This window comes from Herbidospora sp. RD11066, assembly GCF_054661255.1.
This window is the reverse complement of record NZ_BAAGDO010000002.1, coordinates 741,729-755,520: the sequence shown is the minus strand read 5'-3', so window position 1 is coordinate 755,520 and position 13,792 is coordinate 741,729. Positions and strand designations below refer to the sequence as shown.

At 74.1% G+C, this 13,792-nt stretch carries 1 protein-coding gene; it reads left to right on the top strand.

Features of this window, described 5'->3' with window-relative positions; genetic code table 11:
* The first annotated feature begins 141 nt into the window (after window positions 1-141).
* A complete protein-coding gene (locus tag ACYQ78_RS09275; protein WP_459800328.1) occupies window positions 142-13,791 on the top strand; it encodes a type I polyketide synthase in 13,650 nt (4,549 codons plus the stop codon).
* The last annotated feature ends 1 nt before the right edge of the window (window position 13,792 follow it).

The window sequence follows — 13,792 nt, the reverse complement described above, 5'->3', positions numbered from 1 at the left end:
CACGGCTTCTGACGAGCCGGTTAGCATCCTGCCGATCGCGATTTCCGCGTTCATAGGCCTGGGCGCCTTTCCGGAAAACTCTTGTGCATGTCTGTTCAGTGCTGTCTCGTCGCGCCGACCGGATCAGGGAATGGCTGCTGAATGTCTAACGAGGAAAAGCTCCGCGATTATCTCAAGCTCGTCACCGCCAATCTTCAGCAGACGCGCCGCCGATTGCGCGAAGTGGAGGAGCAGAGCCGGGAGCCGATCGCGATCGTCGGCATGGGCTGCCGGTTCCCCGGCGGAGTGCGGGACCCCGAACAGCTGTGGGCGCTGCTGACGGCGGGCGCGGACGCGGTCTCCGGGCTGCCGGGCTCGCGCGGCTGGGACCTCGACGGCATGTACCACCCCGACCCCGCCCATCCGGGGACCTCACACGTGCGGTCGGGCGGGTTCGTCCACGACGCGGGGGATTTCGACCCGGGGTTCTTCGGGATCAGCCCGCGTGAGGCGCTGGCGATGGACCCGCAGCAGCGCTTACTGCTGGAGACCTCGTGGGAGGCGCTGGAGCGGGCCGCCATCGACCCCGGGACCTTGAAGGGGTCGCCGACCGGGGTGTTCGCGGGGGCCAGTTTCTCCGGGTACGGGAGTGCGCTCCAGGACGCCGACGACAGCCTCGAAGGACACCTGCTCACCGGCACCGCCAACAGTGTCATCTCCGGGCGGATCGCCTTCAGCCTCGGGCTCGAAGGGCCGGCGGTGTCGGTGGACACGGCCTGCTCGTCGTCCCTCGTCGCGCTGCACATGGCGGTGGCGGCGCTGCGCGCGGGCGAGTGCGGGCTGGCGCTCGCCGGTGCCGTGACCGTGCTGGCCAGCCCCACCTGGTTCGTGTGGGGGAGCCGTCAGCTGGGGCTCGCGCCCGACGGGCGGTGCAAGGCGTTCTCCGCGCACGCCGACGGGATGGGGCTCGCCGAGGGCGCGGGCATGCTCGTGCTCGAACGACTTTCCGACGCCCGCCGCAACGGGCGCGAGGTGCTCGCCGTGATCCGGGGCAGCGCCGTGAACCAGGACGGCGCCTCCAACGGGCTGACCGCGCCCAACGGGCCCTCCCAGCAGCGGGTGATCCAGGCCGCGCTGACCGCCGCCGGGCTCTCGCCGCACGACGTCGACGCGGTCGAGGCGCACGGCACCGGCACGGAACTGGGCGACCCCATCGAGGCGCAGGCCCTGCTGGCGACGTACGGGAAGAACCGGGACCCCGAACGGCCGCTGTGGACCGGGTCGGTGAAGTCCAACATCGGCCACACCCAGGCCGCGGCGGGGATCGCCGGGGTCATCAAGATGGTGCAGGCGCTGCGCCACCAGGTCCTGCCGCGCACGCTGCACGCCGAGGAGCCGTCTCCGCTGGTCGACTGGTCGGGCGGGGTGCGGCTGCTGACCGAGGCGGTCGACTGGCCCGCCGGTGACGCGCCCCGCCGGGCCGGAGTGTCGTCGTTCGGGATGAGCGGCACCAACGCCCACGTGATCCTGGAGGAGGGAAGCCTCCCGGAGGACGCCGATCCGGTCGAGGCCCCTCAAGCCTTGACGGGGGCACCTGTCGCCTGGCTGGTGTCGGGGCGGTCCGCCGCGGGACTGTCGGCGCAGGCCGGGCGGCTGGCGGCCTTCCTCACCGACGGGCTGGAAGCCGGAGACGTCGCGTGGTCGCTCGCGACGACCCGGTCCACGTTCGAGCACCGCGCGGTGATCCTCGGGGCCGATCACGGGGCGCTCGCCGCAGTGGCCGCCGGTGAGCCGGGGGACGGCGTCGTGACCGGGGTCGTGCCGCCCGGGGGGACCCGCAAGGTCGGGTTCCTGTTCGCCGGGCAGGGCGCGCAGAAGGCCGGGATGGGCCGGGAGCTGTACGCGGCCTCACCTGCCTTCGCCGCCGCCTTCGACCAGGCCTGTGAGCTGCTGGAACGCGAACTCGAACTGCCCATCCGCGATGTCGTGCTCGCTCCCGACGAGGACCCGCGCGCCGACCAGACCGTGTTCGCCCAGGCCGGGCTGTTCGCCGTCGAGGCGGGGCTGGTGGCCATGCTGGCCGCCGCCGGGATCGTGCCCGACGCGGTGGCCGGGCACTCGGTCGGGGAGATCGCCGCCGCCCACGCCGCCGGAGTGCTGAACCTGGCCGACGCCTGCACGCTGGTCGCGGCGCGGGCCCGGTCGATGCAGGCGCTCCCCGCGGGCGGGGCGATGGCCGCGATCGAGGCCAGCGAAGACGAGATCGAGCTGGAGAACGTGTCCCTGGCTGCGGTGAACGGTCCGTCGTCGGTGGTCGTCTCCGGCGACGAAGACGCCGTCGACGCCGTCGTCGAGTCGTGGCGGGCCAGGAACCGGAGGGTGCGACGGCTGCGGGTGAGCCACGCCTTCCACTCCGCGCACATGGATCCGATGCTGGCGGAACTGGGCGAGGTCGCGGCCAAGCTGCGGCACTCCGCCCCTGCCACGACCTGGATCGGTGCCCTGGACGGCACCCCGGTCACCGAACCCGGACCCGGCTACTGGACCGAGCAGGCGCGTCGTCCGGTGCGGTTCGCCGACGCCGTCGAGCGGTTGGCCGCCGAGGGGGTGTCGGTGTTCGTCGAGATCGGGCCCGACGCGACCCTGTCCTCGATGGGTGCGGCCGCGCTGGCCGAGCCTGCCGAGTTCATTCCAGTGCTGCGGCCGGGGACGCCTGTGCCGGAATCGGTCCTGACCGCTTTCGCGCGGGCGCACGTCCACGGCGTGGGCGTCGACTGGTCCGCTGTTCTTCCGGCGGGGCGGAGGGTGGCGCTGCCCACCTACGCCTTCGCGCGCCGGCCCTTCTGGGCGCTGGCCGCTCCGGCCGACGGGGACGGCGCGCTGTCCGAGACCGAGCGGCGGTTCTGGGCCGCCGTCGAATCCGGCGACCTGGCGACGCTGGCCGTCGACGGCAGCCGTCCACTGAACGAGGTGCTGCCCGACCTGTGGTCGTGGCGGCAGGGCGAGCGCGCGCGGGCGGTGACCGCCGACTGGCGGTATCGGATCTCCTGGGATTCCGTGTCCGATCCGGAGCCGGCCCGGCTGTCGGGTACCTGGCTCGTCGTCGGGCGGCCGGGCGGCCGGGAGGCCGAGATCGGGGCGATCCTGCGGGCCCGGGGCGCCGAAACGGTCACCGTCGACCCCTTGCAGCTCACCGAGGTCGCGGACACGCCGGTGGCCGGGGTCGTGTCGCTGCTGGCGCTCGGCGGCGACGAGTGGCAGGCGACGGCGGAGCTGGTGCGGGCGCTGGGCGAGAGCGGTGTGCGCGCTCCGCTCTGGGTGCTGACCTGTGAGGCCGTGGCGACGCGGGCCGGGGAGGCGCCGGTCCGGCCCGAGCAGGCGGGCGTTTGGGGGCTGGGGCAGGTCGTCGCGATCGAGCATCCCGAGCGGTGGGGCGGGCTCGTCGACCTGCCCGCCGTCCTCGACGAACCCGCGGCCGCGAGGCTGGCCTCGGTGCTGGCCGGATGTGGTGAAGACCAAATCGCGATCCGTGGCGGCGGCATCCTCGGGCGCCGTCTGGTGCGGGCTCCGCTCGTCCAGGACCGGACCGGCGGCAGTCCCGCACGGGGCACCGTTCTGATCAGCGGCGAGTCCGGCGCGATCGGTGCGGTGGCGGCTCACCGGTCGGCCGACCATGTCGTTCTTGCCGGGTGTGCCGCGCTGGATGCGGACGTCGCGGCGGGGCTGGCCGCCGCCGGGATCTCGGTGACCGTTCTCGCCGCCGACCTCAGCAACCGTGCGGAAACCGCGGCGCTGCTCGACCACATCGCTGCGGGGGGATCGCCCCTCACCGCCGTGTTCCACGTCGCGGACGAGGACGACTCCGCTGCCAGGTGGCTGGACGAGCTCACCCGCGACCTGGACCTCGACGCGTTCGTCCTGTTCTCCTCGGCCTCGGCGACCTGGGGAGAGGCCGGGCGGTCGGCGGCGGCCGCCACCGGGGCCGTCTGCGAGGCGCTGGCCGCCAACCGCCGTGCCCTGGGCCTGCCCGCCACGTCGATCGCCTGGGACCGCTGGGATGGTGCGGCCCCGGGGGTCCGGGCGCTGGAGCAGGCCCTCGACGACGGCGACACGTCGGTCACGATCGCCGACGTCGACTGGGCCCGGCGCCCGCCCAGCCCTCTGATCGCGGGGCTCATCGAGGTCCGGCACGAGCCGGTGCCCGATACTGCGCTGGGGCGGCGGCTGGCCGGGCTGCCCGAGGCGGAGCAGATCCGCCTGCTGCTCGACCTGGTCAGAGCCAGGATCGCCGGGGTGCTCGGCCATCTGTCGCCCGAGGACGTCCAGGAGGACTGGGCCTTCAGTGACCTCGGGTTCGACTCGCTGACCGCCGTCGAACTGCGTGACCGGCTCGCCGCGGCGACCGGGCTGCGGCTGCCCGCCACGCTCGTGTTCGACCACCCCACCCCGCTGGCGGCGGCGCGGTTCCTGCGCGCCGAGCTGACCGGGGACGCCGCGGCGGTCGGCGGCTCCCGGCTTCTCCCGGTGGGGGATCCCGGCGAGCCGATCGCGATCGTCGGCATCGGCTGCCGGTTCCCCGGCGGCGCCGACACCCCCGAAGGGCTGTGGGACCTGCTCGCGGCCGGGACCGACGTCATCGGCGCGTTCCCGCGCGACCGGGGCTGGGACACCGGGGACGACGCGACCCCCGTCCGGGCCGGTGGTTTCCTGCACGCGGCCGACGAGTTCGACCCCGCCTTCTTCGGCATCAGCCCGCGTGAGGCGCTGACCATGGACCCGCAGCAGCGGCTGCTGCTGGAGACCTCGTGGGAGGCGCTGGAGCGGGCCTCGATCGACCCGTCGTCGCTGCGCGGCAGCAGGACCGGCGTGTTCGTCGGCGGCACCTTCTCCCACTACGGCGCCGACCTGCCCGAGGGCGAACTCGACGGCGGGCTCGTGACGGGCACCGCGACCAGCGTGCTGTCGGGCCGGGTGTCCTACGCGCTCGGCCTGGAGGGGCCGGCGCTCACGGTCGACTCCGCGTGCTCCTCCGGTCTGGTCGCGCTGCATCTGGCCGCCCAGGCGCTGCGCGCGGGTGAGTGCGGGCTGGCGCTGGTGGGGGCGGCGTACGTGACGGCGAGCCCGCTCATGTTCACCGACTTCAGCCGTCAGCTCGGGCTCTCGCACGACGGGCGGTGCAAGGCGTTCGCCGCCGGGGCCGACGGCATGGGCGTCGCCGAGGGCGCGGGCGTGCTCGTGGTGGAGCGTCTGTCGGACGCCCGTAGGAACGGGCACCCGATCCTCGCGCTGGTCACCGGCAGTGCGATGAATCAGGACGGCGCGTCCAACGGGCTGACCGCGCCCAACGGGCCCTCGCAGCAGCGGGTGATCCGTGCCGCTTTGGAGAACGCCGGGTTGAGCGCCGCCGACGTCGACGCGGTCGAGGCGCACGGGACCGGGACGCCGCTGGGTGACCCGATCGAGGCGCAGGCGTTGCTGGCGACGTACGGGCAGGATCGGGACCGGCCCCTGTGGCTCGGGTCGGTGAAGTCGAACATCGGGCACGCGCAGCAGGCGGCCGGGGTGGCCGGGCTGATCAAGACGGTGCTGGCGCTGCAGAACGGGCTGCTGCCGCGCACCCTCCACGCCGAGGAGCGCTCTCCGCACATCGACTGGTCCGCCGGTGATGTGCGGCTGCTGACCGAGGCGCGTCCGTGGCCCCGGGGCGAGCGGCCGCGCCGGGCCGGGGTGTCGGCGTTCGGGATCAGCGGCACCAACGCCCACGTCATCCTGCAAGAAGCCCCCGAGCTCGAACCGGTCGTCCCCGAGACGGAGCCGGTGCTGCCGACGGCGCCGCCGGTCTGGCTGCTGTCCGCCAGGTCGGAGGCCGCGCTGACCGCCCAGGCGCGACGGCTCGCGCTCCATGTTTCCGGTACGGAGCTCGACCCCGCCGACGTCGCCTGGTCGCTGGCCGTGTCCCGGACCGCGCACCCTTACCGTGCCGCCGTCGTCGGAACCGACCTGTCGGCGGTGACCGCCACGGCGCCCGCCCCCACCGGGAAGATCGCTTTCGTGTTCCCCGGTCAGGGGACGCAATGGGCCGGGATGGGCCGGGAGATGCTGGCCTCTCCGGTCTTCGCGGCCCGGTTGGCCGAGTGCGGCCGGGCGCTCGCACCGTATGTCGACTGGTCCCTGGACGACGTGCTGCAAGGACGCGAGGGCGCGCCGGGAATCGAGCGCGCCGATGTCGTCCAACCCCTGCTGTGGGCCGTGATGGTGTCGCTGGCCGCGACGTGGGAGGCGGCCGGGGTGCGGCCCGACGCGGTCGCCGGGCACAGTCAGGGTGAGATCGCCGCCGCGACCGTGGCCGGGATCCTGTCGCTGGAGGACGGCGCGAAGGTGGTCGCCCTGCGCAGCCGCGCGCTGTCCGGGCTGGCCTCGCCCGCCGGGATGCTCTCGGTCGTCATGCCGGTCGCCTCCGTCGAGGAACTGCTGGCCGGGAGGCCGGGCCTGTCCGTCGCCGCGGTGAACGGTCCCGCCGCCACAGTGGTCTCCGGCGACCTCGACGCGCTCGACGCCTTCGAACGCGACCTGTCGGCGCGGCGGGTGCTGCGGTGGCGGATCCCGCAGACGGACTTCGTGGCTCATTCCGTACGAGTGGAGGAACTACGCGACGGCCTGACCACCGACCTGGCGGGCATCGGGCCGCGTACGGGCCGGGTGCCCCTGTTCTCCTCGGTCACCGGGGCGCGCATGGAGGGCACGGACCTGGACGCCGGGTACTGGTACGCCAACGTCCGCGAGCGGGTGCGGTTCCAGGACGCCACCGTGGCGCTGGCCGGGGCCGGGTTCCGGACGTTCGTCGAGGTCTCCCCGCACCCGGTGCTGACCACGGCCATCGCCGAGACCCTCGAGGAGACCGGCACCCCGGATCCGCTGATCACCCGCACGATCGACCGGGAGGACGCGGGCCCCGCCCGGTTCCAGACGTCGCTGACCCGCCTGCACTTACGCGGCGTGAAGGTTGACTGGGCCAGGGTGCTGCCCGCCGGACGCATCGTCGACCTGCCCACCTACGCCTTCCAGCGGCAGAAGTACTGGCTCAAGACGAAGAAACGCCACACCGTCACCGCGACCGACGACTGGCGCTACCGCGTCACCTGGACCCCCATCGCCGACCCCGCCACCGCCCGGCTGAACGGCACCTGGCTGCTCGTCACCGACGGACGTCCGGCCGACGACATCACGCACGCGCTGACCCGGCACGGCGCCGACGTCGTCACCCTCACCGGCGACCTCGACCGCGAGACACTGGCCGACCGGATCCGCACGGCAGCGGGCGAGCGGCGGGTGTCGGGCGTGCTGTCCCTCCTGGCGCTGGACGAGGCACCGCTGCCCGGATGGCCGTCGGTGCCCACCGGGCTCGCGGCCACCCTGACCCTGATCCAGGCGCTCGGCGACGCGGGGACCACCGCGCCGCTGTGGGTCGCCACGTCGGGCGCGGTGGCGACCGTACCGGACGAGCTTCTGACCGGAACGGCGCAGGCGCAGACCTGGGGAATGAGCCGCGTCGCGGCGCTGGAACACCCCGACCGGTGGGGCGGGCTCGTCGACCTGCCCACCAATCTCGACGCGGCATCGGCCGGGCGGCTCGCCGCCGTGCTGGCCGGATGCGGCGAGGACCAGGTCGCGATCCGCGCCTCCGGGATCCTGGCGCGGCGGCTGGTCCGCGCACCTCGTACCGGCGATGACACGCCGTGGACCACGGACGGCAGCGTCCTGATCACCGGCGGCACCGGCGCCATCGGCGGGCACGTCGCCCGCTGGCTGGCCGCCATCGACACCCCCCGGGTAGTGCTGGTCAGCCGGTCGGGCCCGAGCGCGGCGGGCGGCGCCGCACTGGCCGCCGAACTCGCCACCCGCGGTACGGCCGTCGACATCCTGGCCGGTGACACCGCCGACCGATCCGACCTGAGCGGGCTGCTCGGCCGGATCTCCGCGACCGGCCCCGCGCTGACCGGGGTGATGCACACCGCCGGTGTCGTCGACAACGGCGTCATCGACCGGCTCGACCCGGCCCGGCTGTCGTCGGTCCTGACCGCGAAGGCACGTAGTGCCGCGCTCCTGGACGAACTGACGTCCGGCCTCGACTTGGACGCGTTCGTGCTGTTCTCCTCGGCCGCCGCGACCTTCGGCGCCGGTGGCCAGGGCAACTACGCCGCCGCCAACCACTACCTCGACGCGCTGGCCCAGAACCGGCGCTCGCGCGGCCGGCCCGCGCTGTCGGTGGCATGGGGCCCGTGGGCCGGCGGGGGTGTCGCGTCCGCCAGCGAGGCCACCCGCCTGCGGCTGAGCCGCAACCGGTGGGAGGTCCTGATGGACCCCGGGCCCGCCGTCGGGGTGCTCGCCGAGGCGTTGCGCGGTGCCGACAGCGTGCTGACCGTCATCGACATCGACTGGGAGCTGATCGCCTCCGCCGGGGGCGAGCACGAGATGCAGAGGTCGCCGTTCCTGCGGGACCTGCCCGAGGTCCAGCGGATGGCGGTCGCGCCGGCGGCGTCGAACGGCGAACTGGTCGGGCGGCTCGCCGCCCTGCCCGTGGCGGCGCAGGAACGGGCGCTGGTCGAGCTGGTGCAGAGCCATGTCGCCGAAGTGCTGGCTTATCCGTCGGCCGACGCGGTCCAGGCCGGGCTGGCCTTCAGCGATCTGGGCTTCGACTCGCTGACCGCGGTCGAACTGCGCAACCGGCTCAGCGCGGCCGTCGGCCTGCGGCTGCCCGCCGCGCTGCTGTTCGACCATCCGACGGCCGCCGCGCTGGCTGTGCACCTGCGCGCCGAACTGCTCGGCGCCGCCTCCCCGGCCCTTGCCGCGCCGGTGGTGGCGGCCGACGACGGGGAGCCGATCGCCATCGTGGGCATGGGCTGCCGATTCCCTGGTGGTGTACGGACTCCCGACCAGCTCTGGGACCTGCTGGCCTCCGGTGGGGACGCGATCTCCGCCTTCCCCGACGACCGGGGCTGGGACCTCGACCGGCTCCACCACGACGATCCGGGTCACAGCGGGACGACCTATGCGCGGGCCGGTGGTTTCGTCCACGAGGCCGGGCTGTTCGACCCCGCGTTCTTCGGCATCAGCCCGCGCGAGGCCCTGGCGATGGACCCGCAGCAGCGGCTGCTGCTGGAGATCTCGTGGGAGGCGCTGGAGCGCGCGGGCATCGAACCGGCGTCCCTGCGCGGATCCCGGACCGGGGCGTTCGTCGGCGGCTACAGCTCCGGGTACGCCTCGGTCGGGCGGCAGACCGGTGCGGAGGGTGCGGACGCCCTCGAAGGCCACCTGATGGCCGGCAACGCGACCAGCGTGATCTCCGGCCGGATCTCCTACGCGCTCGGGCTGGAGGGGCCCGCCGTCACGGTGGACACCGCCTGCTCGTCGTCCCTGGTCGCCCTGCACCTGGCCGCGCGGGCGCTGCGCGCCGGGGAGTGCACGCTCGCCCTGGCCGGGGGCGTCACCATCATGGCCACGCCCTGGGACCTGGTCGTGTTCTCCCGGCAGCGCGGGCTGGCCCCCGACGGGCGGTCCAAGGCGTTCGGCGCGGACGCCGACGGGATGGGGATGGCCGAGGGCGCGGGCGTACTCGTGCTGGAAAGGCTCTCCGACGCCCACCGCAACGGCCACCGCGTGCTGGCCGTGATCCGCGGCAGCGCCACCAACCAGGACGGCGCCTCCAACGGGCTCACCGCGCCCAACGGTCCCTCGCAGCAGCGGGTGATCAGGGCCGCGCTCGCCGACGCCCGGCTGACCCCCGCCGACGTGGACGCCGTCGAGGCCCACGGCACCGGCACCCCCCTCGGCGACCCGATCGAGGCCGAGGCGCTGATGGCGACGTACGGACGCGAACGGCCGGACGGGACGCCTCTGTGGCTGGGGTCGGTCAAGTCGAACATCGGCCACACCCAGGCCGCGGCCGGGGTGGCCGGGGTGATGAAGATGGTGCTGGCCCTGCGGCACGGGCTGCTCCCGCGCAGCCTGCACTCCGAGACGCCGTCTCCGCACGTGGACTGGTCGGGCGGCGAGGTGCGGCTGCTCGGCGAAGCGGTCGAATGGCCGGTGAACGGGCGGCCGCGACGGGCGGGCGTCTCGGCGTTCGGCATCAGCGGCACCAACGCCCACACGATCATCGAAGAGGCGCCCCCCGCTCCGGACGAGGCGCCCGTATTGGCCGTGCTGCAGGGGGCGGCACCGGCGTGGCTCGTATCGGGACGAACCCCCGATGGGTTGGCGGCCCAGGCCGAACGCTTGGCTGAGTTTGTCGCGCAATATCCGGATCGGGACCCGGCGGACATCGGCTGGTCACTGGCCGCTTCCCGGACATCGTTCGAACACCGAGCCGTGGTTCTGGCCACGGACAGGTCACCGCTGACGGCTGGGCCAACAGCCTCAACGGGTTCAACGGCGGTTCCGGTAGCGGATCAGCCTGAGATGCCGGAGGCGGAAGCCCCGGATGCGGCGGAAGCGGTGAGGCGCCAGGGGAGCCACCAGACGAGCCACCAGGCGGGGAACCAGGCGGGGAACCAGGCGAGCGACCAGGCGGGGAACCGGGCCGGGGCTCAGACCGGAGATCAGGCGGTGGAGCTCACCGCTGGCTTGAGGGCGCTTGCCGCTGGTTCCTCCGCGCCGTCGGTGGTGAGCGGGACTGCGACCGGGCGGCCCAAGGTCGGGTTCCTGTTCGCGGGGCAGGGGTCGCAGAAGGCCGGGATGGGACGGGAGCTGTACGCCGCCTCGCCGGTGTTCGCCGCCGCCTTCGACCAGGCCGGTGAGCTGCTCGAAGGCGAGCTCGCGGTGCCGATCCGGGAGGTCGTGCTCGGTGACGGGGACGACGAGCGGGCCGACCAGACGCTCTACGCGCAGACCGGGCTGTTCGCGGTCCAGGTGGGCATGGTCGCCCTCCTGAAAACGGCCGGGGTCGAGCCCGACGCGGTGGCCGGGCACTCGGTCGGGGAGATCGCGGCCGCCCACGCCGCCGGAGTGCTGAGCCTGACCGACGCCTGCCGCCTGGTCGGCGCGCGGGCCCGGCTGATGCAGGCCCTTCCCGCAGGCGGGGCGATGGCCGCGATCGAGGCGGGCGAAGACGAGATCGACCTGGAGAACGTGTCCCTCGCGGCGGTGAACGGACCGACCTCGGTCGTCGTCTCCGGCGACGAGGACGCCGTCGATGCCGTCGTGGAGACCTGGCGCGCCAAGGGCAGGCGGGTGCGTCGCCTGCGGGTCAGTCACGCGTTCCACTCCGCGCTGATGGACCCGATCCTCGACGAACTCACCCACGCAGCAGCCACACTGGACCACCGCATCCCGGCGGTGACCTGGGCCGGAGCCTGTGACGGCACGATCCTCACCGACCCGGGGCCCGGCTACTGGCCCGCCCAGGCACGGGGGGCGGTCCGGTTCGCCGACGCCGTCGCCGCGCTGGCCGCCCAGGGAGTGTCGGTCTTCCTGGAGATCGGCCCCGACGGCACCCTCTCGGCGATGGGCCCGGCCGCCGTGCCCGTGACCGACGCCGACCCGCCGGTCTTCGTCCCCCTGTCGCGGGCCAGGACGTCGGCCGCCGACTCCGTGGTCGGCGCGCTCGCCCGTGTCCACGTGCGCGGGGTGCCGGTCGACTGGACGCGGGTCCTGCCCGCGGGGAAGCCGGTCGACCTGCCGACCTACGCCTTCCGGGAGCAGCGGTTCTGGGCGCTGGGCCCGCACAAGTTACGGCTCGGGCCGGTGGCCGGAGACGGGAACGACCACGCCGAGGCCCGGCTCTGGGCCGCGGTCGAGTCGGGCGACCGGTCGTCCCTGGCCGAGACGCTCGCGGTCGACGATCGGCGGCTCGATGACCTGCTGCCGGTGCTGGCCGACTGGCGCCGCCGCGAACGCGACCGTTCGGCCACCGACACCTGGCGCTACCGGATCACGTGGGCGCCCGTTCCCGAGCCGGTTCCGGGACGGCTGTCCGGCACCTGGCTGTTGGTCTCCGGGCCGGGCCAAGAGCGTACCGAAGAGCTCCGGAAGGTTCTCGAAGGTCACGGCGCGCTCGTCGTCGAGAAACTCCCGACCACACCTTTGGCCGGAGTGGTCTCCCTGCTGGCCCTCGACGAGACCCCGTCCAAGGACCACCCCACGCTCGCCGGCGGACTGGCCGCCACCCAGAGCCTGATCCAGGACCTCGGTGAGGCCGGCATCGAGGCGCCCCTGTGGGTGCTCACCTCCGGGGCCGTCGCCGCCGACGCGGGCGATCCGCCGCCCCGGCCGGTGCAGGCCCAGGCCTGGGGGCTGGGGCGGGTCGCCGCGCTGGAACATCCCGGCCGCTGGGGCGGCCTCGTCGACCTGCCACCCCTCCTGGACGATCTCAGCGCCGACCGCCTGTGCGCGGTGCTGGCCGGGTGCGGCGAGGACCAGGTCGCCGTGCGGGAGTCGGGAGTCCACGGACGACGGCTCACCCGCGCCCCGAGGCCGCGCGACCAGCAGACCTGGAAGCCGCGCGGAAGCGTGCTGATCACCGGCGGGACCGGCGCGATCGGCGGGCACGCGGCCCGCTGGCTGGCCGGTCGCGGCGCCTCGCGCGTCGTCCTGTCGAGCCGGTCGGGAGCGGCCGCGCGCGGTGCCGTCGCGCTCGCCGCCGAGGTGGCCGTCGCGGGGACCTCGGTGAGCGTCGTGGCCGCCGACATCGCCCGCCGTGCCGACGTCGCGGGGCTGATCGGCTGGATCGACGCGGCCGGTCCGCCGCTGACCGCCGTCCTGCACGCCGCCGGAGCGGCGCAGGCCACCGCCCTGTGCGACACCACCCTGGACGAACTGGCCGACCTCGCCGCGGTCAAGACCGCCGGGACCGTCCACCTGGACGAACTGACGGGCGACCTCGACGCGTTCGTGCTCTTCTCCTCGGTCTCCGCGATCTGGGGCAGCGGCCTGCATCCCGGCTACGCCGCAGTCAACGCCTTCCTCGACGCCCTGGCCGAGAACCGCCGCGCCCGAGGCCTCGCCGCGACCTCCGTCGCCTGGGGTCCGTGGGACGGCGACGGGATGAGCGACCAGGAGGGCAAGGCCCAGATGGTCCGGCGCGGACTGCGGCTCCTCGACCCGAGCCTCGGGATCAGGGCCCTGGCCCAGGCGCTCGACGCTGGTGAGGACCTGCTCACGGTCGCCGACGTCGACTGGGCCGCCTTCGCGCCCACTTTCACCCTGCGCCGCCCGAGCCCTCTGATCGAGAGCCTGGACGAGGTCGCGGCGGCCCTCACCGGCGACGCGCCCGAACCCGGCGACCCGGCCGGCGGCGCCCTGGCCGGGAAACTGGCCGCCCTGCCCCGGGCCGAACAGGACGCGCTCCTGGTCGAACTGGTCAGAGCCGAGGCGGCCGGGGTGCTGAGCTATCCGTCGTCCGACGACATCCCCGCCGACCGGGCCTTCAGTGACCTGGGCGCCGACTCGCTGACCGCCGTCGAACTGCGCGACCGGCTCGGCGCCGCCACCGGGCTGCGGCTGCCCGCCACGTTGCTGTTCGACCACACCACGCCCGTCGCGGTGGCCGGTCACCTGCGCACGATCCTCGTGCCCGACGGGATGTCTCCGGCCCGGCCGGTGCTCGCCGAGCTCGACAAGCTCGACACCATGCTCTCCGCCCTCGTCGGCGAGGACGACGACGCGGCCCGGATCACGGCCCGGCTGGAGGCCGTCGTCGCCCGATGGAAGGAGACCGCCGCCGGAAGCCGGACGGCGACGGTCGCCGAGGAGCTCGATTCCTCCTCCGATGAAGAGGTCTTCGACTTCATCGGAAAAGAGCTCGGAATTCACTGAC